Below are 23,679 nucleotides of genomic sequence, written 5' to 3' on the forward strand. Positions count from 1 at the left end.
TATGCGCATAAAATTTCTATGGATTTTCCTGAATTTGATAGTTATTCAGGAGGCTTTCGGATCCTTAAAAATAGATACTATCAGTAAAATTATCAATCCAACAAGTGATATTGTATTGACATCGAACTGGGTTTTTCATCCAGGCGACGATAAACAATGGGCGAACCCTGACATTGATGACAGCAGTTGGCAACAAGTAGATCCACTTCAGGATGTTAAAACTTTTACGCCCCTTAGAAAGTCTGGAATTGGCTGGCTAAGAATACACCTACCAAAAGTAAACTTAGCAGATAACCGGCTATTATCAATAAACATAACACAGTACGTAGCTTCAGAGATTTACTTAAATGGCAAAAAAATACTTCAGTTTGGCGTTGTAAGCAGCGATGCGGCGAAAGTTGTTGCCTTTCTGCCGTCTAACAGACCGTTGGATATTAGTCTTTTACCTAATGTAGAAAACGTCATTGCCTTAAGAATTGCCTATCAGGCAAAAATACCTTATTTGTCAAATTTTTATTCGCCTCTGCCGGTTTTTAAGCTTACAATAAATGATCGCCAAGAAGCTTTTAATACCTATATAGCAAGTCAACAAAAACTAACATGGTTTATCATCTTTTACACTTTTAGTGGCTCTATTCTTCTGATAATTAGCTTTATACATTTTGTCAATTTTCTATTTGATCAGCGTCAAAAAATAGATCTGTATTATTCACTTATGTGTATGATGCTTAGTTTCAACGCGCTGCCAAACGAATTATGGGGTATAGAGAGATTTGGTAAAGTAAGTACTGAAATGTGGATATATGCGGCAAATGGGGCTGTTATAGTGCCTGGGCTCCTTTTTCTGTTGTTATTAGTTTACACCATAGTTGGATATTCCAGAAGAGCTATTTTCACAGTCATAACAATTATCGGGGTGATATTTATTGGCTCCGAATATTATCTCGGAACTGTAGGATACATTTTAGCAAGTTCAGTATTTCCGGTTTTATGTTTAGCCGAAGGTATTTATGTTTGTTTTTGGGCCATCCGTAGACGCAAAAGAGATGCTTACTTCTTGTTAATTGGCATATCCCTATTTGTGTTGTTCAATATAGTATCTTCCCTATTCGATCAAGATAGCATACTTGCGCAAGTACTATTTGAATTGTCCTTAATTAGTTTTCCGATTGGCATGTCTTTCTTCCTTGCAATTAGAAGTGCGAATAAAAACCGGAAATTGGGATTTACCTTGGAAAAGGTAAAGAATCTTTCTTTTAGAACGATAGCACAGGAAAAGGAAAAACAGCAAATTCTTAATGATCAAAATATGTTGTTAGAAAGTGAAGTTGCTGAGCGAACCCGTGAGCTTAATCAATCTTTGCAAAGATCAGATTCCCTTTTATTAAATATTCTTCCTGCTGATGTCGCTGAAGAACTAAAGAATAAGGGTAGCGCAAATGCGCGTCAGTTTGACAACGTAACAGTCATCTTTACCGATTTTGTGAATTTTACAAGCGTAAGCGAAACGCTTACGCCTCAGCAACTTGTAGATGAACTTGATTTTTGCTTCAAAGCATTCGACAACATTATAGACAAGCATCAAATAGAAAAAATAAAAACCATCGGCGATGCCTACCTCGCAGTAGCAGGGTTGCCAAACGCAAACACCAAACATGCCAACAATGCTGTAAATGCTTCAATAGAAATAATGAGATTTGTCCAGCATCGTAAACAAGAATTCGGTGATAAGACTTTCGACATACGTATAGGTCTACATAGCGGTAGTGTGGTAGCCGGCATAGTCGGTATTAAAAAATTTGCTTACGATATCTGGGGTGATACTGTAAATACAGCTGCCCGCATGGAACAAAATAGCGAACCCGGGAAAATCAATGTATCAGAAAAAACTTACGAATTAATACAAGATAATTACTTGTTTACTTACCGTGGAGAGATTCCAGCTAAAAATAAAGGAAATTTAAAAATGTATTTTGTATACTAAACTAACTCAAAAATATTTTTTAAAGCTCTGGTACTTTCACATGGTTATCATTATACACTTTTATTAAGACCAATAACAATTCCAATTAATCGACTTCTGAAGTGCCAGGTTCAGCATGAAAAATTTCACTTAAACATTCTAACGCATTTTTGTATTCCGATTCAGTTTCAACACTTTCCAATTTTCCATAGATCAATAATAAATTTTTTTAATAGTGCTGTATTCTAAGCATCTACGGTTTTTAAATTATAGCCCACGGATACCTATTCATTAAATGCTCATTTTGGATCCTAAAGATAAGAGTAGCCAGGAAGCTTTAAGAAAATTGCTATCATATTAATCTAGTGACAAATTTGATTTAGATCAAAAGATTAATTTTTTGGAATTCATCATAACTATTGATTTACCGTTAATTCCTGCGTTTCGACACTTAAGGCACCCGTGTTGTCAAGCCTTAAATTAGCTGCGTTACCTTTCTCTTGGTGCAAGATCGCACCTTGACTTTAGGTTTAAAAGAACTTATCAGATGCGAGTTTGGCCGATTCGCTAAATTCTGATGAATATATTCGAGTAGATAACAAAGGGTCCTTAATCGCCTTTTAATCTTTTTATAGGGTTCAAAAGAGCAGCTTTTAATATGTGGATGCTGATTGTAAATAAGGCAATGCCAATGATTTGCAACTCGGACAAAGCGAATACCCACCACGTTAACAGCGCTTTGTAGGCAAAACTCTGCATCCAGCTATAGGTAAAATACCATGCTACCTGTAAGGCGATAACAATTGATATGCTGATTAAGTTAAGAAATTCAGCAGATAGTAAGGTGAATAAAGAGCTCACACTACCACCAAGCACTTTACGGATGCCGATTTCCCAAACACGTTATTCCGTTGTGAACATAGGTAATCCTAGCAGACCAATTCATGAAATAAATTTCCCAAGTCAGGCAAAAACGTAAGCCAGTTTACTGATGACCTCTTCATTCTCCATCAAGGGTAGGTGCTTTCAGACATGTTATTAAGCCGCACCCATTTATATACCCTTTATGGGTTAAGCTATGGTGGCTTACTTTGCGCAAGTGTTAAGAATGGTTTTAAAATTTATAGGGGTAAGAAGGTATAATTGAGGAACGAGATTATTTCTGACCGTCTAATGAGGCTTTCAGTGCAATGAACCCGGTGCGTTAGCACGTGGTACAATGCAAACTGAATGCCGCAGGGCATTTTCAAGCAAATTCGTTATTGTTGGAAACATTCTGTCTATCGGTGTATCTAAGAAAGAAAACTGCTATCGATCAACTATGAAAGATTTTGAAGACATATACAATGCTTACGCAAAGCAGGTCTTCAGGATTTGTTTAGGCTACACCAATGATGCTGATAAGGCTAAGGACCTGGTGCAGGAAACATTCATTTCTGTCTGGAAAAATCTATCATCTTTTGAGAACCGCTCCCTGATGACCACATGGATATTCAGGATAGCAACCAATAATTGCCTGCGGCATCTGGAAATTGAGAAACGCAAAGAAAGGACTTTACTACCCAGTAATTTGATGCTTGATGATACAACCGGTAAAGAAGATCAGATCCAGTTTCTGTACAAATGTATCTCAGAATTAGCGGAAACGGACCGCATTATCATTTCGCTGGACCTGGAAGAGTTACCACAGGCGGAGATAGCTGCCATTGTAGGACTAAGCCATTCAACTATACGTGTCAGGGTGCATAGGATTAAGGATAAATTAAAGCAAAAATTTCAGGAACATGGACAATTCAGCTAACCTACATACGATCTGGCATAGCGCAAAAACTGACGATCTGCCATCTTCTAAAGAAATGAAACAAACGGTTTCAAGTTTTCGTGATCAGAAATTGAGAAAAAAATGGCTGGTAATTATATGTTCAATTATGCTTTCATGCATCATCACGGCAGTATTGATTATTACACCTTTTAAAATGTTTACCACATATATCGGCGGCGGAATGATGGCAGCTTCCGGTGTTATCCTCGCAGTAACAAATATCAGATCGCTTAAACGCTTTAAACAACTCGACAATTGCAGCAACCAGGAGTTTCTCCATTTTTTGAAGCAGACCCAGCGCAACCAATTGTTCTATTATAAAAATACCCAGGCGGCTATAATTCTGCTTCATGGGATCGGGCTGGCATTCTATTTCTACGAACCGATCGCGGGCCAATCTAAATGGTTTCTCACCATTTATATTTTATGTATTATCTACATGGTAGCCATGTGGTTTATTGTGCGGCCAAGATCATATAAACGCGAATCATTAAGATTGAAAGAAACCATTAACAGAATAGAATCTATCGTAACTCAAATTCAATAATTATGAGACATCAAAAATTCAGCAAACTAGCTTTAGCTTTTTTAAGCGCAGGACTCCTTTTGATCACGCTTACGCCCTTGGTTGGCAGACATTTTCACCTTCCTGATTTTGCAACTGGTTTTCTTAACGGATTGGGATTAGCGTGCGAGGCAATATCATTAGGTATTATGCAAAGGGAACGGAAAAGAAAGTGCCAGGTATTATAGCGTCGATTTCTACGATATGTTTTTCGTTGAAATAGGTATTTGAGTATTTAAGCTGGCATTAAAAGACATTTAATCGATAATTAACCGTAGACAAATATTGATAAATGCCAGAGTTATTTATCTTTTATCATCATCGTCATCAGACTTCTGAACAGCTTTGACAAATGCTGCGCGTACAGGTGATGGCGCAATTGCATTTTCTCCTCTTATTGCCTTCCATAGCATATTATTCATTAATTCGTCAGGCACGCGGTCTACTGCTGTAAAATCAAGGCCTTTTGCCAAGCCAGCCAGTTTAGTGCCTTTTGGATTCAACTCGTTTAAATTGATATTAGATGGGAGGCTTTTAAATGGACTTCTATCAGCAGTTGGATTAAAACTACGCCACATTGAAGTAGCTGCTGCATCATATTGCGTCATTGGCGCTAAACCAAGAATCAACTCAATCGTGCGGAGGACTGATGAGGTGGAATACATGGTATGATCAACAAAATTCCGTTTAACGAAACCACCAGCAATATAAGCGGGTGACCTGTGCGCATCCACATGATCCGGACCGTTTTGCGCGTCGTCTTCAACAATAAAGATTACACTGTTTTCCCAGATCGGGCTTTTAGCGATATGCTCCACCAATCGTCCAACAGCCAGATCATTATCTGCAACGTGCGCAAATGGAGTAGGTCTGCCTGCGGTTGTGCCCTCGGTATGATCTGAAAGCATACGCAGCGTACTTAATTGCGGAACAGCGTTGCTGCGCATCAGTGAATCGAAGTCATGTTCCCATGCTTGATAACGCAACGTATCAGGGTCACGCAAATCGTGTGTCGGATAAGCCTTTGCGTAGTGATCTTTTAAGACAGCGATCTGGGGGGAGTTATCGGCATTGATAAATTCTCCGTAGGTGCGGAACGTTATGTTGGCACGCTTTGCTTGATCCCAGATATAAAGTTTGTTTTTTGCTGTAGGAGCAACCGCACCCGGCCCGCGGCTGCCATAACTGGTTGGCCAGTTTTTTTCCATATAATCTGTCGCATAGGCACCCAGGCTCCAGTTGTGCCCGTCTGCGCTTACTTCACCATCCACATAAAAATTATCCAATAATACAAAGTTGTCAGCCAGCGCATGATGGTTTGGTGTTATTCTCCTGCCAAATAACAACAGGCTGGTATCACCGTTCCCTTTTGGCATATCAGACAATACCTGGTCATATGTTCTGTTTTCCTGAACAATGTAGAAAACATGTTTTATTGGTGATGCGCTACCAACTTTGAACGGGATAGGGTTTCCTTGCTCGCCAGTCGCCGTTACTTCTTGCTCTCTGTGATATGGAGTGTTATGGACAACCGCCTGTGAATAGATAGATAACTCGTTGGCTGTCGGAGCTGCAATGATGCTTAAAGTTCCATTAAGTAAGCCGCCGCCAATATATTCGGTGCGAGCGGGCCTGAAGGGATCCCCGCCATGTAATAAAACTGTTTCCTTCTTATCTGTCGGGTTAGGCCCGTGCGGGTTAGGCAGAGATGAAAACCCTTTACCATTGGCCACGTATAGTTTACTATCAATCATCCTTACGACGCTTGGATACCACCCGGTTGGTATAAATCCCATTGATTGGCTAAACCCCGGTTTTTCTACATTAAATACAGCCAGGCAATTGTTGTCTGCATTGGCTATATAAAGCGTTTTGTCATTTTTACTTAAGGCTACTGAATTACTGGTAGAACCACTTAATGGTGTAGGCGTCACTGCTGTGTTGAGTGTTTCCAAGACCCTGAATTTGCGAACATCAATAACAGATACTGTATTATCATTGGCATTAGCTACATACAGATATCTTCCATTACGTGAAATACAAAGATCATTGGGATTATCGCCTACAGCAACAGAATCGACCAGCCGATTCTCATTAGTTCCATACACAGCTACCTTATCGCCGCCCCAAAGGCTGATGAATAATTTTGAATTATCAGGTGATAATAAGCAGGTATAAGCATCCGCACTTAAATGAATTTGTTTTAAAATGCCTTTGGTTTTAAGATCAATTAAATACAGGGTGTTATCCAGCTTGGTAACCACATATAGGACGTTCTTTTTATCATCAAGTGCTAATCCCGTTGGGGATATATTGGTTGAGTTTGATTTTTTGCTCCATGCATTGCCTAATCTGATGGTATCAGCTGCCTGAAGCTTATCGTTTATAATTGCATAACGGATGATCCAGTTATTATCTCCGCCAGAGGCATAAAGCGAACGCTCGTCTGCGCTAAAAACCAACCCTCCCCATGCCTTACTGATTACCACTTTATCCAATTCACGATCTGTCCGGGCATCCAGCAATTGAATGGTTTGCACGCTTTGGCCATTATTGGTTACTGCTGCATAGCGGTGCTTTTTGCTTACCGCAATATTTAAAGGCAGGTCGCCAAGAGGTAAGCTTTTACCTACCGGGGTTAATGACCATCCATTAGGTAATTTTACGCGATTATGCTCAACAGTTTTCAGATCCTGCGCAAAGGTCAATGTGTTACAGGCCAAGAGGAACGAAAACATGCTTAGGACAATTTTTCCGGGATGTAGTATGCTGATATTACTTCTTAATAAAGACATATGATTAGATCGGGTGGTTATCGTGAACAATAAGATAGTAAAGATATACCGTCATTATTAAGTCATTATTAAATTATCAGGAAGGTTAATGAACAGTGATAATAGGTGCCGAGAGATTTAACAGAGAGACATTTAATAGATAAGGCTGGCTTAGCTTTTCTATGGCTTGGTGAAGCTGAATCATAACTAAAGTTTAATTTCAAATTTACATTGGCGCGCCTACTTTGCACGAAAAGTAAATCATGAAAAAATCATACTTGCTATTTATTGCGGCCTTAGCGTTAACCTCCTTCATCGATAACAAGCCTGATATCACGTTAACAAAAGCGGTTACGGTTGATTCTTTGGGCGCCTGCCAGGGGATTTCTTATCAGCATGGAAGAGTTTTTTTATATGGCGACCGTGAGGTTGGCATGATACGTGAATTTAAACTTGAACATGATAGTTTGGTTTACCAGCATAAAGAATATAAACTTACTCAAAAAGGGGAGGATGTCATTAACCATCCTACCGGTATTGCTTATAATGGCAACGGTCCCACCTTCATAGGCAACTCAATTCGACTAAATGCAGAAGGCACCAAATGGCGTGCAGTAATTTATTGCGTAGACTGGAATGCGTTGTTAAAGACGGGAACGCTTGATGCCAGTCTTTTAAATACAATTGAAGATGATGCCTGTATACAGGGTACGCGGCCCGAATATGTAAAATATAAAAACAAGTGGTATGTAGCTACAGCTGACTACGGGAATCACGGCAACGAGGTCCGTTTGTATGATCCGGAAAAGTTGCAGCATTGCAAAAGGACGAGTGAGCCGGGCGTATTATTTAAGAAATTTACCTGTACACCATGGGTGCAAAATTTAAACTGGGTGGCTGATAAGGGCACCTTAGTCCTGATCCAAAACCAGGTAGAGGGACGGAAATGGCGGTTTACTTATTTAGATCTGGCAAAATCGGTAGAAAGCGGTAAAGCCGTGGTATTAAACCAGGTCGATCATATTGATCGGGGTGACGAATTGGAAGGCTTTGCTTTTTTGGGCAACGGTACCGAAGGCATCGCTGTAACCTCATCAAGGAAAGCAAATGTTAATTACGTCAATACGATTTGGTAGGAGTTATCAACTTTTGTTGGGACTTTAAAAGACAAAATAGACGTTAAGTCACTTTTTAATAAATCCTTAACTTATAGTGTAGGCTGGCTTTATGCACCGTCGGTACATTCGCCGCAAATTAAAAGAAACTAATTGTCTTCTATTCAATAGATCTGCCTATGTAAAAACTACAACTCCTGCATTAGAAATTGATTATCATAAAACCGGCGAATGCGCTAACATTCAGCCGGCTCTTATCAATTCGTAAAAAACAACTAAAAAGCCTGCAAGCTTCTGTCATTCAAACAAATTAATTTTTAAAATTATGAATAAAAAGATTACTCATGATCTTTTGAAAACGTTTTACTCATCAATCCTTCTTTTTTCTTTTCTGATCATTGCTTTGCCTTTTACGGCAAGATCTGCTGATAAAACATTAAATAAGATCGACGCACCGGTAACTGTCACCGGTACCGTTACTGATGAAAATAATCAGCCACTTCCCGGCGTAACTGTGAGAGTGAAAAACACTTCCAGCGGGACAGCCACTAACAACAATGGTAAATATTCTATTCAGGCGGAAGAGAGTTCTACGCTTGTTTTCAGCTTTGTCGGATACAATATGCAGGAAGTTAAACTTAATGGGTTGACATTGGTAAACGTCTCACTCAAACCATCTGCTAATGTATTGAATGAGGTCGTAGCAATAGGTTACCAGACCGTACGAAAAAGCGATGTTACCGGCGCAATATCAAGCGTGAAGGCGAGCGAGCTCAACTTATCTGCACCTACTCTGGGGCAAGCCCTGGTTGGAAAAGTTGCCGGTATGCAGATATCTCAAACAGATGGGGCACCTTACCAAGGTACTAAGATAAGGGTGCGGGGTATCGGATCGTTCAACGCCAGTTCAGATCCTTTATATGTGATCGATGGTTACCCTGCCGGTAATGATGTTTTTATCAACCCGGATGATATCGAAACTATAGACATTTTAAAAGATGCCGCATCGGCTGCTATTTATGGTTCACGCGCTTCAGGTGGGGTAGTTATAATAACTACCAAACGTGGTAAAGAAGGAAAGGGTAAATTTGAGTACGATGTGCAGACAGGAGTAAACCAGTTAGCACATAAAGTAAAATTGCTTGATGCCGACGGGTTTGCCCAGTTAGTTATAGATGGCCGTAACAATACGTATCACGACCTGTGGGTTAACAGCGGCAAGACATGGAATGATGCCATGTATTCAGATCTAAACGCAACGCGTATTGCCAATGTGGGTAATGCTGCTAGCGTAAGTATCCCCACTGATATCTATAATTTTTCAAGCCAATCGCTCATACACCAAACTATCAATACAGACTGGCAGAATGAGCTTTATCATAACGCCTTTTTTCAAAAACACAACCTGTCTTTTTCTGGAGCTTCTAAAGATATCCGCTACTATGTTAGTGGTGCCTACCAAAACCAAGATGGTATTATCCGCTCGAGCGGTCAGGAACGTTATAACTTCCGTACAAATGTCGATGGCGACGTGAGTAAGCGTTTGCATGTAGGCGTAAATCTTTCCTACACGCAAAATTATAACCGGGAAATACAGGAAGGACGTTTTGACCACGGGCCTATTTTGGGTGCATTAATATATATGCCGTACTTTCCTGCGTACAATGCAGATGGCTCTTTAGCAACAAATGCTGCAGCCGCACAGTCAGCAACTTATGGATATCAGTCAATAGAAAATCCGGTAGCCTTGGCAGAACGCACAAAAATTACCCGTAAAGGTTACCGTAGTACTTATAATGCTAACGCAGTATATAAAATTTGGGATGGTCTAAGCGCGAAAGTAAATCTGGGAACCCAGACATATAATGAGAAATATGACTACTATCTGCCCACCAGTTTAAGCAGTGGTGCCTTCCCTCCCGGTTCCGTTCAGTCTATCGCAGCAGCTACTGCAACAGCACAAACCATATCGCAGCTGGACCAATTAGGTGAATTTACCCTGAATTATAACAAACAATTCGGTAAACATCATATAGACGCGCTGGCGGGATATACAGCCCAGAAAACCAGTAGCGATCTGATCAGCGTAACAGCAAAGGGTTTTCAAAATGATAATATTCCGGAAATTACCGCTAAAGGTGCAGATCCAAGCCTTTTCACCCTTAACTCCAATACAGGGAAATCTGTTTATACCTTGTTATCTTATTTAGGTCGTGTCAATTATAATTTTGATAATAAATATTTTCTAACGGGCTCTTTCAGGGCTGACGGATCATCGAGATTTGGACCAAAAAACAAATATGGCTACTTCCCATCTGTGGCTGCCGGCTGGAATATCTCGCAGGAGCCATTTTATAACAATTTATTAGGTGAGCAATCTACTCTTAAATTAAGGGCAAGCTGGGGGCTAAGCGGCAATTATAATATCGGAAATTATAATACCCAGCAAACCCTGGCTAATCCAACCGGAGTGGTATTTGGTAATAATACCATTGTAACGGCGACTTATCCAGCTGGTATAAAAGATGAAGCCCTGAGTTGGGAGTCAACTTCGCAATATAATTTTGGTACAGACATAGGCTTACTTAAAGGCCGGTTGAATATAATACTTAACTATTATCTAAGTTATTCTTATAACCTGTTATACAACCAGCCGATCTCTGCAATTTCAGGCAGCACAACTATCCTAACCAACCTGCGGGATTCAAGGATAAGAAATACCGGGATAGATCTCCAGTTAGACGGTAAAGTAATAAGGTCACAAGATTTCAATCTTGGTTTGAGCGGAAATATATCTGTCAACCGTAATAAGGTAGTTAAACTGGCGGCCAATAACACCATTATTATCAATGGTGCAGAGCGTTCATATTTAACTAGTATCACCCAAGAAGGCCAACCGGTTGGTATGTTCTACGGACTTAAAGTTGGCGGGCATGTCACTGCCGATAATTTGGGGAAAGTTGCTCCGTCCGCATCTTCTACCAACCCGCTTAAGATCGGCGATATTTACTTCGTTGATACTAATGGCGATGGCGTAGTAAACGATGCCGATAAAACGGTTATCGGTACCCCATATCCAAAATTCACTTACGGTTTTGCGCTGAATACCAATTACAAAAAAGTTGATTTTTCGGCTTCTTTTAATGGTTCATATGGTAACCAGGTATTGGACGGACAAGACTATTACCTTTATAATGGCGAAGGATCTGGTAACCAATATGCTGACGTAGCTGATCGTTACCGTGACGTCAACAATCCCGGTAATGGTACCTCTTTATATCGTGCATCTCGTGGCGGTACGCAAAGCAACAGTACCCGCTTATCTACGGTTTATTTGCAAAGCGGGTCTTTCTTACGTTGTACAAACCTAACGCTGGGTTACAGCATCCCAACCTTATTAAAAACAAGTCTCGGAATCAGCAATGCGCGCATTTTTGCCAGCGTAGTTAATGTTTTTACTATCACCAAATACAAAGGCTATAACCCTGAGGTAGATTACAACTATTCGAGCGGCGCATCAAACAGCACCCAACCGGCCAACCTGGCGCCTGGTATCGACTATGGCGTGTATCCGTTAGTACGGTCATATAACCTTGGTATAAATGTTACCTTTTAATCATTTAGAAAAACTACAATGAAAAAGAAATTCATAACCATTATAAGTCTTGCAGTATTGCTGTTAATTGGTACTGCCTGTAAAAAAAGTTTCCTTGAACAAAGTGACCCTAACAATATTTCTATTGCCGCTAACTTTCAATCTTCAAATGATATTTTGCTTGCGGTAAACGGTATTTATCAATCGTTACGAAGCGGCAATAATATTGGAGAAGACAGTGGCCTTTGGACGGATGAAAGATCTGACGATACCGGCCGTAACGACAATCAGTCTAATGCCGGAGAGCCTTTTCAGTTCAACAACTTTTCGTTGATACCGAGCAATACCTATCTTAAATCACATTGGGTTTCTTTATACGGAACTATTACCCGCGCCAACGTGGTGCTGTCCAATATTGACAATGTACCCTTTAGTGATCCTAACCTTAAATTGCAATATGCGGCAGAAGCTAAGTTTTTGCGTGCATTGATGTATTTTCATTTGGTAAGATTATGGGGAGACGTGCCATTAGTTACAAAACAGCTAAGCTCTACAGAAGTAGGCGCCTATACATTCAGGGAAAAACAAGCCACAGTTTATAGCCAGATAGTTGCTGACCTTACTGACGTGATAAACAGCAGCCCTTTACCTAATTTGCAATCAGGCGGAAATATCGGCCGCGCTTCTAAGGCTGCTGCCAATGCTCTGCTGGGACAGGTGTATCTTACAATGGCCACCACCCAAGACCAGGCAAACCGTACTGCAAACCTGAATAATGCAAAAACCTATTTGATGAATGCTTATAACATGCGGACGTTTGGCGCATTAAGCAGCATTCCATACACGGATGTTTTTGATGTAAATAAAAAATCTACCTGTCCTGAACTGATCTTCCAGATAGTAAATAAGCAGGGAGATGTCACTTACAGTTCTGATATAGCGGCCAACAACCAGGCAAAGGGGGAGACGATTAATTCTCTAAAAGCATCTTCAGGCGTTGGTGGTAATGTGACTCATGATCTGATAAATGAATATGAAGCTAATGATCCGCGAATGGGATTCTCTGTAAAATTTGCGAATGATCCGATCGTTAAAGACTGGTTTATCACAAAATTCAGGGATGCAAGCTCGGCTGCAAGTAATCTGGGTTATGGGGGTAATGACTGGAACCTGATCCGTTATGCAGACGTAATATTGATGCTGGCCGAGGTCAACATGTATCTTGGTGACAACACAACTGCAATATCTTATTTAGACCAGGTACGTGTGCGTGCAGGCATGCCAACTTATGCGGTATCTCTTACCAATAGTACTTATGCAACAAAGTTTCCAACCCTGAAGCTTGCTATACTGCATGAACGCCGTGTGGAACTGGCATTTGAACATCATCGCTGGTTTGACTTGTTGAGAACATTCACGACAGATGAGTTGGTTTCTTATCTAAGAGCTAAACCGCAGGCAGACTTTGGTGCTGCACAGCTTTCAAACGTGACCACGAAGGATCGTTATTATCCGATACCGTTTGACGAATACAAACTTGATCCGGTAAAAATGTATCAAAACCCGGGTTACTAACCGTAAGCAAAAAAGGAGAAATTTATGTTTCTCCTTTTTTGCTTTTTCTATAGCGGCTTATATCTTTTTAAAAGAAATTACAGTACAAGAGATCAGGTCAATAAATTTACTCACTTCTTAAACTCTTTACAGGTTGCCACTGCTGCACTTAAATGCTTGAAAAGTATTTTAATTTTGTAATAGTATTGAAAGTTCTATACTTCAGAAGTCGTTACTTTCAATAATTATCACTCTTACAAACCATCATGGGAAAATCAAACAACTGGCATGAAGATTACCACAACTCAAGAGGCTACGGTCAAAAACTGGCAGACGGTGTTGCCAATGGAATGGGGTCCTGGAAATTTATTATTGCACAAACAGTAATTGTACTGTTGTGGATAGGCTGAAATGTAATTGCATTGTAAAACATTGGGACCCTTATCCCTATAGACTTCTTAACTTATTATTTTCAACCCAAGCAGCTTATGCCGCTCCTATAATCATGACATGATGGCTCAAAATAGACAAGGTGAGCGTGACAGGGCACAGGCGACGAGTGATTACGAAACCAACCTAGGGGCTAAGAAAGAAATTGAAGAGCTAATGGAACGCCTTAACAACATCGAACTTCAAAAGCTGGACAAAATAATTACCCTTCTTGAAAATATGAACCAGGATTGAGGTTCTAGCTACGTTGTTAGCGCAATGTGCAATCACTGTTAACAAACAAAGTCCCAACAATTGCCTTTAACTGAAAGACAAACACATCATCATGAATAAGCAATATCAGGGAAGTGAAACCAGTACGGAAATCGAAAATGTTTCTAAATCAACTCAAGGTTCATTCCCCGGCTTAATTATTCGTGAGAAAGAACCTGCCAACTACGAGTATCCATTTCCGATGCTTGATGATTTTATAACACCCGATAACCAATTCTTCGTTCGAACTCACTTCCCGGTACCAGACATTAGTTCTAAAGATTGGAAACTGACCATAACTGGTGAAATAGAGAACGAGTTTAGTATCAACTATCATGAGTTAAAAATGCTGCCATCTAAAACAGTTGTAGCAACTTTGGAATGTGCAGGCAACGGAAGGGCTAATATGGTCCCGAAGATGAAAGGTTTGTTATGGGAACAGGGCGCGGTTGGTAATGCTAAGTGGACAGGCGTGCCGCTTTCTGTACTTCTAAAAAAGGCAGGAATCAAAAGCGATGCCGTTGAAGTAATTTTAGAAGGGGCAGACAAAGGTGCGATAACTGAAGAACCGAAGTCACCAGGCGAGATCCATTTCGCAAGGAGTCTTACCTTAACTAAAGCACTTCAGGAGGAAGTATTGATAGCCTATCAAATGAACGGTAAAGACTTGACACCTATTCATGGATATCCGGTAAGAGCAATTGTCCCGGGGTGGTATGGAATGGCATCTGTTAAATGGCTCATAAAGATCATCGTCGTAAACAAACCTTTTGATGGATACTGGCAGACGTTAGAATATGCTTATTGGTCACGTCCGGACGGGCATCCATCACTTAAACCCGTTTCTGAAGTGCAAGTGAAAGCACAAATTGCACGGCCTGCACTAAGCGAGCTTATTGAAAAAGGGACGACTTACACGATAACTGGAGCCGCATGGAGTGGTGAGAAAGCTATTGAAAAAGTAGAAATTAGCATAAACGAGGGAAAGAGCTGGGAGGTCGTAGACCTGACATCGCAACCGATGCCACACTCATGGGTATTATGGGAATATAACTGGCAAGTTCCAATCAAACAATCGAAATACAAATTAATGGTTAAGGCGACTGATTGTGCAGGTAATACTCAACCTAGTGAGCATGATGCTGACCGCAGAACTTACATGATAAATAAAATAATAAAACATGAGGTAGAGGTACAATGATTATTTAGTCAGACTATAAAACTTTTTATTAAAAACTTGATATAAAGCTGATAAAGCGGCAGGCAAGGTGCAAGATGCAGTTGGAAGCGTCAAAGATGCCCTAAAAGAATAATAAAAGATAAAAGCCCTGCAAAGGGCTTTTATCTTTTGACGTTAACCAATAAGTAAGGCTTTTACAGGCAAACCACCTAAGACGGTGTGCAGTTCTAAAGGGCTGCCTGTTTATATAAAACGAGCATATTGATCTCTTGCTCTTCTTTGGTTAATCCCAGTCCCATAGTCGACAAAATATCTAAAATACTCTGTGGGTCTTCTGGTTGAAAGGTGAATTTAATATCGAGCTTTTCTATATTTCCAGTTTTGTCAACTACTAGTTTTCCAATTCCATAATCCTGTAGAAACTCTGCAAATTCTTTCATTGTGATACAGTCCTGATCAATGTTACCGTGACCGGCGCTGTAAGTACGTTTTCCGGTTTGATTTCTTTTGATCTCATTAAATTTATTCTGGTCGGTAATTTTTAAAACCTGCACATCTTTTAATATTGTTTCTTCTTTGGCTTGAATGTCAAAACGCTTAGCGAGTTCTTGCTGTAAAGCGGGCCGGAGCTGATCAGGGTTTTCTACAATTAAATCCAGACAGTATACGGGCGCATTCTTAGCAGGTTTAGTTTGATCTATTGTTCGACTATATGGATAATCATTGTAAGCCAATCGGTATAAAGTGCTTAATGACAAATTTAGGCAGGTGATTCTGCGGCCTTTAAAAATTGAATCAGTTAACCACGTCGTACTAAGTCCTGGCGCACCGTTAATTTCTCCTTCCATCATAAAGCGATGTCTTACTGTATCAGCAGCATAGAAATTCTGTTTAATAAGTTCTTCGTGACTTAAAAGATTATCTTTTTTTTCAGAAATGTGTACAACGTTTTTGTTCAGTACACTGTCAATGACGTGTTCAGTTATATTTTCCGGGAGGGTTACGGCTGCAAGCCTGCCATCCGACGAGATTAATACAGAATGGGGAATGAGCCGGTGGGGAAATACTTTTCCTATCTCTCTGGTGGTGTCAACGGCAAACCAAAAATTCGCAGGCCTCAATTTGATATACAGACCGGTGCGTTTCAGGCTTTCGTCGTTGACAGCAATAATCTGCAAACTTTTGGGGTACTTTGCCTGTAAAGCCTGAAGATGTGGCATTGCCTCAAGACACGAACCGCACCAGGTTGCCCAAAAATCAATTAATACAACTTTGCCTTTCAGCTGACTAAGATTCGCCGACTTTACTTTCGCATTTAAAACAGTTGCAAAATTAATGTCAGGAACCAAATCCCCCTGTTTTACTTGTGCTAAAGCTGTAAGCCCTGGGGCCAATAGGACCAATAGAATTAATAACTTTTTCATGGAATTTTTTTCAAAAGTATAGCTGGCGAACATGGCATTCAGTTAACCTGTGTTAACCTAAGTTAATTAGTGTTAACGTCATACGATTGTATTAACCCTAATTGTAATTTTACAATAAATGAAAAGGCCGCTTTTAATTATACTGATCCTGATGTCGCTATCTGTTGCAGGTATCTTAGGCTTACAGTTATATTGGAACTATCAGAATTATAAAACTACGGTCAGGAATTTTGACCATGATATTAATGAGGCATTGGTCAGCGCTGTTGCGCGAGAAACTAATCATAGGCAGGATCAGATCGTTGAACGGTTTAAAGGATGGATGAAGGATACTGCTCTCATTACAGTTACTGCCGATCACAATAACCGGGACAGCATGACTGTTTTTTACACCCAGGATGCTCATCCTAAATTTGAAGAAGATAAAAAGAGGAAATTTCAGTTCGGTCTTAATGACTTTAAGCAAAGATTAGATCATATTACCCCTGGAGCTAAGAATTCTCTTATTAACCACTTCGCACAAAAAATTGTAAAACGGGATTTACAGCAAGGGTTTGTTTACAGCTATACGCAGATGCTGGGGGATAGCCTGGGAAAGGTTTTTAATGACAGTAAAGTAGATCTGAATGTCCTTGCTGTTTTTTTAAAGCAGGAATTATCAAAAGAGAATATCAATACTGCATTCTTATTGAATCCTTCAAAATCAAAAGGTTTATACTTCACCAAACCTGTCAATACAAATTTTAGGAAGCCGTATAAGAACGATTCCGTTTATGCCGGTTTTGAAAATCCAAACGTTTACTTTTTCAAAGAAATGAAATGGGTCATTATAAGCTCTTTTTTATTAGTGGTGATAACTATCAGCTGTTTTATTTACACAGCTAAGGTTTTGTTATCGCAACAAAAATTGGCAGCGTTAAAAGAAGATTTTGTAAATAACATAACTCATGAGTTGAACACACCTATATCATCTATAAAAATAACAGCTGAGGCCTTAAAGACATTTTCCTACGAGCCGGGATTACAAGCGGAATATCTCGATATCATCACCTATCAGGCTGACAAGCTGAACGGATTGACCAATCAAATTTTGGGTGTGAACAGAATGGCTTTTCAAAACATAATTTCAAATGAAATTAACCTGATTAAGATAATTGTTGAAGCTATAACCGACCTGAAGCCGCAAACCGAAGATCGGAACGCGTTGATCAACTTTCACCCTCCCGAAAATGATATAAATATAATTGGAGAGCGTTCAGGTTTATTAAATGTACTGATCAATTTATTGGATAATGCGTTAAAGTATTCTAAAGATCGCCCGTTTATTACGATTGAAGTTTCGAAAACAAATTCTTTAGCTGTGATCACTGTTGCAGACAACGGAATTGGGATTCCGCAAGAATACCAAAAGAAAGTTTTCGATAAATTCTTTAGGGTCCCCCACGGAAATGTGCATGATGTTAAGGGTTTCGGGTTGGGGCTCGACTATGTAAGAAAGATCATTAATCAGCATAATGGTAAAATTTTTATCACCGATAATGATCCGACCGGAAGTATTTTCACGATTAATTTGCCACTCTTATAATGCAAAAAGTAAACCTGCTTCTGGTTGAGGATGAACCGTTTTTAGCAAAAGTAACAAAGGAGAGTCTCGAACAATTAAACTACAGCGTGGTTCATGCTACAGACGGGAAAAAGGCATTTAGCATTTTTCAAAACCAGTTGTTTAATCTTTGCATCATAGATGTAATGCTACCTCAAACCGACGGCTTTACCCTGGTCAAACAAATACGTGCGTTGGGTTCTCAAGTGCCTATTTTATTCCTTACTTCACGTGTGGCCACAAAAGATGTGATAGAAGGTTATCAAAGTGGTGGAAATGATTACCTAAAAAAGCCATTCAGCTTAGAGGAGCTATATCTGCGTATTGCTGAGCTTATCAAGAGATTCGATTCCAAGGTCATTACAAAAGAGGAAATATTGATGATTGGCCGATATCATTTTGTTGCGAGCAAGCAAACACTTCAAAATGGAACTGATCTGGTCAGATTGTCTCACAGGGAAACCCAATTACTCAAATTGCTTTACGAACACAAGAATGCCCTATTGGAAAGAAAACAAGCACTAATTACATTATGGGGAGATGACAGCTTTTTCAACACCCGTACTATGGACGTTTTCATTACCAAACTCAGAAAACATCTGTCGTCGGATCGTGATGTAGAAATACTAAATGTCAGAGGTATTGGTTACAAACTGATCTGCTAAATCAAGGGACAAAATGCTATCGATCTGTATTTAAAAGATATCCAATTTTCTCTCCCTGGCAATAATCAAGGTAAAGCCTGGTACGGCCTTTAACCAGTTGTTTTGATCTCAACGTTATCTTCATGCTGTTTAATATTTGCATGAAGTTGTTGAATATCTAATAGCTTACCGGAATTCTCGACACACTATTCCATTCTTTACGCTTAAGCAGCAAAAGTGTGAATAGGTTAAACCATCAAGGGTGGGTGTTTTCAAAATGCTCCTAAGGCGCATCCATTTATATACCCTTTATGGATAAAGCTATGATGGCTTACTTTGCGCAAGTGTTAAGAATGGTTTTAGAATTTATAGGGGTAAGAAGGTGTAATTGAGGAACGAGATTATTCCTGACCGTCTAACGACGCTTTCAATGCAATGAAACCCAGTATGCTCGCACGTGGTACAATGCAAACTGAATGACGCAGGGCATTTTCAAGCAAATTCGTTATTGTTGAAAACATTCTGTCTACCCGTGTATCTAAAAAAGAAAAATGCTATCAATCAGCTAATAGAATCGATTGTAAATCAAATTCAATAATTATGAGACATCAAAAATTTAGCAAACCAGCTTTAGCTTTTTTAATTGCAGGACTCCTTTTGATCACGCTTACACCCTTGGTTGGCAGACATTTTCACCTTCCTGATTTTGCAATTGGTTGTCTGAACGGTCTGGGATTAGCGTGCGAGGCGATATCATTAGGCATTATGCAAAAAAACAGAAAAAGAAAATGTCAAATTTTGTAGCTTACCGTTAGCTACTACCTTGTGGCTTAAGAAAAATTTTAGCTGGCTAGAGTAAAATTTATTCATTTTATAATAACATTTTTTATCACTTTTAGGAGTGTATATTTGACTGGTCTCTCCGAGGGGGGTTGAGGTTCTTGCGATAAAAGATGCATATCAGTATAAATTTGTGCCTTTATCTTTTGAGTAATCATTTTTTACGTGAAGATTTAAAATTTAAACTTTTTAGGGAAATAGAATCATTATAAGAACCATTTTGCTAAACTCTTGACCGAGAACATTTATGGCCCAGCCAGATTGTTTCATAGGTGACGTATATCGGACCCTTTAAAAGAATTAGTATCGGTTCTGGCCGTGAATATTATTAGTAGAAATTTTAAAAAAAAGCACATCAGTCGCATTTGAATCAACAAGAAATTAGGAATGATCCGACTTTTGACTACAATATTCCAATTTTAAAGTAAATTTGTAAATGACCCCGATTGCCAATCAGATTCTGATCTTCGACGATGATGAAGACATATTATCTATATGTAGTTACATATTAGAAGACGAAGGTTACCAGGTAAAAACGTTTATTAATTCTGATGATGTTGTCAACCGTGTCACAGCTTTAAACCCAGCTTTAATATTTATGGATAATTGGATACCAGGTGGAGGGGGCGTTGGGGCGGTTCAGCAAATCAAAAGCGATCCGAATTTATCTCACATACCTGTCATTTACTTTTCCGCACATCTTGATATTGAAGAATTATCTGTCAAGGCCAATGCAGATGCGTTCCTGGCCAAACCTTTCGATCTTAACAAGCTTGTAAACCTGGTAAAAGCATACGTTTCTAATTAAAGGGACGACATACGTTATAAATAATATGGCTACTGATGATCCATTCGAAGTTTATTATGGCACCCGCTTCGTCCATGTAACAAAACTGGCTGTCGAAGGCAACCCGGTATATCACGTTGACTTGGGTCGGGATAAAGGGCATCTGCTATTAACGGTTTCAGGATTAGATTATGATAACAAGCAATGGACCTCCATTCCACAAGGTAGACAGCGTGAAGCTGCTGAGATAGGAAAGTTAATTGAAGCATACGCAAAAAGGAGAAACTAACAACTTTAAGGATCTTTAAAATTCAAAAGCAGTGCGTAGGCCGCTCATGAATCACATTGCCTAACAAGACCTATTTTAAGATGAGAATTGCTGTAGCTTTTTGCTTGAGACAAGCTTTATAAAACAACCTATCCTTTTAAAGGAAGCTTAAAATAAAAGGTAGACCCTTTACCGGTTTCGCTTTCGGCCCATATCCTCCCATGATGCCGCTCAATAATTTCAGCGCTAAGATAAAGACCTACACCAAATCCTGAAATCTGTTTTATATGTTCACTTCCTGCCCGGTAGTACCGGTCGAAAATGCGCGGTAGATCTTTTTGATTGATTCCAAGCCCTTGGTCCTCAACACTGAATTCTGCCTGTTCATCAACTACTTTAAGACGTATAGTTACTGTTTTGCCGTTGGGGCTATATTTTACTGCATTTGAAAGCAGATTACTGATCACTGAGCCGATTTTCTCAGAGTCTGCATTTACCGTAATATTTGCCCTGTCTTTAAATATAAACTCATGCGTGCTTGCTGTCAGTTTTATTTCATCGATCAGTTCGTCCACTAATTGCGAAAGCTCAAAATCCTGTGTTACAATTTCCAGTTTACCGGATTCCAACCTAGAAACATTTAGAAAACCGTTAATAAGGCTGCTCATCTTCTTAGACTGAAGTTTAGCTTTGTCTAATGCCTGTGGTACAAAAGGATCCGGATTAGTTTTCAATTTATGTTGCAAGACCTGGATCAGTGCAGTTAGTGAGGTAAGCGGCGTTTTCAGTTCATGACTGGCCATACCGATAAAGTCGCTTTTACGCTGATCGTCACGCTTTTGCTCAGTTATATCTCTTGCAATTTTCGATACGCCAATAACTTTTCCTTCTTTATCTTTTATTGGTGAAATAGTCAGGGATACGTTGATCTGCCTTCCATCTGATGTTTGACGTACGGTTTCGTAATGATCGATTTTTTCTCCATTACGTAGACGGCCCAAAATAACCGGCTCTTCATGGTGTAGGTGTGCAGGAATAAGTTTCAAAATAGAGTTGCCGACCATATCAGCCTCCCGATAGCCGAAAATAATTTCCGCTCCGCGATTCCACGCTGTTATAACTCCGTCGAGGTCCTTTCCGATAATTGCATCATCGGAAGATTCTACAATGGCAGCGAGCTTGGCACTGCGTTCTTCCGCGATCTTCAATTCATCAAGCATCAACTGTAGCTTTTCCTTGCTATCAGTTAGGTCCTCGTTGGTGGCAGTCAGCTCTTCATTAATGGCAGTTAATTCTTCATTTAATGCCTGGGTTTCTTCTTCGCTGTCCTGAAGTGCTTTAGTCCGGTCTGTAACACGCTTTTCAAGGGTTTGATTAGCATTGACCAAGTTGTCACGTGCTTCACACAGTTCTTCATTAATAGCCGAAAGTTCTTCATTTGCAGAAGAAATTTCTTCGTTAGCTGCAGAGAGCTCTTCATTCAACGTCTGTGTCTCTTCCTCACTTACTTCCAGATTTCTGCGTAGGATATCTTTCTCTTGAATATCTGCTGCTACATTACGATACGAACGAAGTGTAATACCGAGTGTAATCAACATCGCAATAAGGATAAAGACCGGAACAAAATTGGTGTAGTTTAAAAGCTTTTCATTTCTGGCATTCAATAATTGACGTTCGTCCTGCTCACCTTTCGCAATTGCGTTTCTTAACGCATCCATAGCCGATTTACCCGCATCCAGATCTGAACTTAAAATTGGCTTTGCGGCTTGTTTTTTCTCAACAAGCTGTTTAAGAATATCAAGCCGGTTACCTAATATATCCTGTATTATTTTAATATTTTTTTGCTGAGCGGAGTTGTCTGCTGTTAATTTTTTCAGCTCAAGGGCCAGAGATTCAGATTGGAGATAGGCTCCATTATATGGTTGCAGATATTTAGTTTGACCTGTTATCAGATAACCACGCTGACCAGTTTCTGCATCTTTCATAGCAGAGAGAATCTGCTCGTATTTTTGCATGATTTCAACACTGTGGCTAACGGCACGGTTACTGTCAAGTAGGTTGCGCAGGGTAAACCAGGAAACAAATCCGATTATAATAAGGACGACAATAGATATTCCGTAACCAACTTGTAGTTTACGGTTAAGGTTTAAATTCATGGGGCGGTAGATAAGCCGTTAAATATACCTTTTCCTGATTTACAAAAACTGAATTAATTTTTCATTGTCAAATGTGAAGCTTATCATTTATGATCTTTTTATCTTATTAAACACTAATAAGCAGTTTGAAAAGAAGGGATTGATCAGTGACTCAACCAGCTCTGACTGTTCAACTACATTAAACAAAGCTGGCGTTATCATGTTACCCGCAATGTGAGATTAAAAAAGATATATGCCGGTAACTAATAACTCGAAAAAAATCCTTATTCTGGAAGACAATGGCGACATAATTGAATTACTCAAAGAATTTTTGCCACCATTAGGATATGAAGTCATAGCATTCAATTCTGTTACGGATATTATTACAATTATTAAGGAAAATAAGCCTAGCATAGTCATTATAGATTATCTTTTAGGCAGTATTAATGGAGGTGAATACTGTGCTCAAATAAAGAAAAATAAAGAAACAGAAGATATTCCTGTTATAATGCTGTCAGGCCATCAACGAGTAATTGAATCATTAGGAAACTATGGATGGAATTCTTTTATAGCAAAACCATTTGACCTGGACGAACTTGCGATAGAAATTAAAAAGCTGCTGAATAATATTTAGATAGATCGCTTTAATAGCAGTTTTACGTCTTAACTGTAAAATGCCGAGGATTGGAAAAGGATTATTGTCGTAAA

At 39.5% G+C, this 23,679-nt stretch carries 20 protein-coding genes; 16 read left to right on the top strand and 4 right to left on the bottom strand.

The genetic code is table 11. The annotated features are described in order from the left end of the window. Position 1 precedes the first annotated feature (1 nt). Positions 2–1,984, top strand: coding sequence for an adenylate/guanylate cyclase domain-containing protein (locus GO620_RS00305; protein ID WP_157523363.1), 1,983 nt, complete (start codon positions 2–4; stop codon positions 1,982–1,984). 588 nt (positions 1,985–2,572) lie between these two features. Here the strand turns inward: GO620_RS00305 and GO620_RS00310 are convergent. Then, positions 2,573–2,824 carry a hypothetical protein gene (locus tag GO620_RS00310; protein WP_200230449.1) on the bottom strand — a complete coding sequence of 84 codons (252 nt, stop codon included), beginning with the start codon at positions 2,822–2,824 and terminating at the stop codon, positions 2,573–2,575. A 460-nt stretch (positions 2,825–3,284) separates the two neighbouring features. Here GO620_RS00310 and GO620_RS00315 point away from each other — a divergent pair, with 460 nt between their 5' ends. Together GO620_RS00315 and GO620_RS00320 are read left to right on the top strand one after the other, a co-directional pair. Continuing rightward, positions 3,285–3,764 carry an RNA polymerase sigma factor gene (locus GO620_RS00315; RefSeq protein ID WP_157523362.1) on the top strand — a complete coding sequence of 160 codons (480 nt, stop codon included), beginning with the start codon at positions 3,285–3,287 and terminating at the stop codon, positions 3,762–3,764. Continuing rightward, on the top strand, positions 3,748–4,332 hold the full coding sequence (locus GO620_RS00320) for a hypothetical protein (RefSeq protein WP_157523361.1): 585 nt from the start codon (positions 3,748–3,750) through the stop codon (positions 4,330–4,332). Before GO620_RS00315 ends, GO620_RS00320 begins: the two co-directional genes overlap by 17 nt. A 323-nt stretch (positions 4,333–4,655) precedes the next feature. Here the strand turns inward: GO620_RS00320 and GO620_RS00325 are convergent, their stop codons facing one another. Next, the gene (locus GO620_RS00325; protein WP_244139439.1) at positions 4,656–7,145 is read right to left on the bottom strand and encodes a bifunctional YncE family protein/alkaline phosphatase family protein; all 2,490 of its coding nucleotides are present in this window, start codon (positions 7,143–7,145) and stop codon (positions 4,656–4,658) included. 242 nt (positions 7,146–7,387) lie between these two features. Here GO620_RS00325 and GO620_RS00330 point away from each other — a divergent pair, with 242 nt between their 5' ends. The 7 genes from GO620_RS00330 (at position 7,388) to GO620_RS00360 (ending at position 15,291) form a co-directional block, all read left to right on the top strand. Beyond that, positions 7,388–8,260, top strand: a complete 873-nt coding sequence (locus GO620_RS00330; protein ID WP_157523360.1) for a hypothetical protein — start codon at positions 7,388–7,390, stop codon at positions 8,258–8,260. 304 nt (positions 8,261–8,564) lie between these two features. Next, the gene (locus GO620_RS00335) at positions 8,565–11,855 is read left to right on the top strand and encodes a SusC/RagA family TonB-linked outer membrane protein (protein WP_157523359.1); all 3,291 of its coding nucleotides are present in this window, start codon (positions 8,565–8,567) and stop codon (positions 11,853–11,855) included. Positions 11,856–11,873: 18 nt separating this feature from the next. Then, positions 11,874–13,409: a RagB/SusD family nutrient uptake outer membrane protein gene (locus tag GO620_RS00340; RefSeq protein ID WP_157523358.1), complete on the top strand. Its 1,536-nt coding sequence runs from the start codon at positions 11,874–11,876 to the stop codon at positions 13,407–13,409. A 245-nt stretch (positions 13,410–13,654) separates the two neighbouring features. Further along, positions 13,655–13,798, top strand: a complete 144-nt coding sequence (locus tag GO620_RS00345; RefSeq protein ID WP_198173498.1) for a DUF1003 domain-containing protein — start codon at positions 13,655–13,657, stop codon at positions 13,796–13,798. Continuing rightward, positions 13,786–13,902: a DUF1003 domain-containing protein gene (locus GO620_RS17395; RefSeq protein ID WP_198173497.1), complete on the top strand. Its 117-nt coding sequence runs from the start codon at positions 13,786–13,788 to the stop codon at positions 13,900–13,902. The genes GO620_RS00345 and GO620_RS17395 overlap by 13 nt, the downstream gene beginning before the upstream one ends. After that, a complete protein-coding gene (locus GO620_RS17255) occupies positions 13,902–14,072 on the top strand; it encodes a DUF1003 domain-containing protein (protein WP_198173496.1) in 171 nt (56 codons plus the stop codon). Before GO620_RS17395 ends, GO620_RS17255 begins: the two co-directional genes overlap by 1 nt. Before the next feature lie 91 nt (positions 14,073–14,163). Continuing rightward, a complete protein-coding gene (locus tag GO620_RS00360) occupies positions 14,164–15,291 on the top strand; it encodes a sulfite oxidase (protein WP_157523357.1) in 1,128 nt (375 codons plus the stop codon). A gap of 206 nt (positions 15,292–15,497) precedes the next feature. Here GO620_RS00360 and GO620_RS00365 read toward each other — a convergent pair whose 3' ends face one another. Further along, on the bottom strand, positions 15,498–16,694 hold the full coding sequence (locus GO620_RS00365; RefSeq protein ID WP_198173495.1) for a redoxin family protein: 1,197 nt from the start codon (positions 16,692–16,694) through the stop codon (positions 15,498–15,500). 118 nt (positions 16,695–16,812) lie between these two features. On the opposite strand from GO620_RS00365, the gene GO620_RS00370 reads away from it, so the two are divergent. The 5 genes from GO620_RS00370 (at position 16,813) to GO620_RS00390 (ending at position 20,857) form a co-directional block, all read left to right on the top strand. Next, positions 16,813–18,279, top strand: a complete 1,467-nt coding sequence (locus tag GO620_RS00370) for a sensor histidine kinase (protein WP_157523355.1) — start codon at positions 16,813–16,815, stop codon at positions 18,277–18,279. Then, positions 18,279–18,962, top strand: a complete 684-nt coding sequence (locus GO620_RS00375; protein WP_157523354.1) for a response regulator transcription factor — start codon at positions 18,279–18,281, stop codon at positions 18,960–18,962. The genes GO620_RS00370 and GO620_RS00375 overlap by 1 nt, the downstream gene beginning before the upstream one ends. A gap of 579 nt (positions 18,963–19,541) precedes the next feature. After that, on the top strand, positions 19,542–19,745 hold the full coding sequence (locus tag GO620_RS00380; protein WP_200230459.1) for a hypothetical protein: 204 nt from the start codon (positions 19,542–19,544) through the stop codon (positions 19,743–19,745). Positions 19,746–20,217: 472 nt separating this feature from the next. Next, a complete protein-coding gene (locus GO620_RS00385) occupies positions 20,218–20,589 on the top strand; it encodes a response regulator (RefSeq protein ID WP_157523353.1) in 372 nt (123 codons plus the stop codon). 25 nt (positions 20,590–20,614) lie between these two features. Continuing rightward, a complete protein-coding gene (locus tag GO620_RS00390; RefSeq protein WP_157523352.1) occupies positions 20,615–20,857 on the top strand; it encodes a hypothetical protein in 243 nt (80 codons plus the stop codon). 128 nt (positions 20,858–20,985) lie between these two features. Here GO620_RS00390 and GO620_RS00395 read toward each other — a convergent pair whose 3' ends face one another. Beyond that, positions 20,986–22,992 (bottom strand): sensor histidine kinase, encoded by a 2,007-nt coding sequence (locus GO620_RS00395; protein ID WP_157523351.1) that lies wholly within the window; start codon positions 22,990–22,992, stop codon positions 20,986–20,988. Positions 22,993–23,224: 232 nt separating this feature from the next. On the opposite strand from GO620_RS00395, the gene GO620_RS00400 reads away from it, so the two are divergent. Continuing rightward, positions 23,225–23,605: a response regulator gene (locus GO620_RS00400; protein ID WP_157523350.1), complete on the top strand. Its 381-nt coding sequence runs from the start codon at positions 23,225–23,227 to the stop codon at positions 23,603–23,605. Positions 23,606–23,679: the final 74 nt, after the last annotated feature.

It is taken from the genome of Mucilaginibacter ginkgonis (assembly GCF_009754905.2).
Lineage (GTDB): Bacteria > Bacteroidota > Bacteroidia > Sphingobacteriales > Sphingobacteriaceae > Mucilaginibacter > Mucilaginibacter ginkgonis.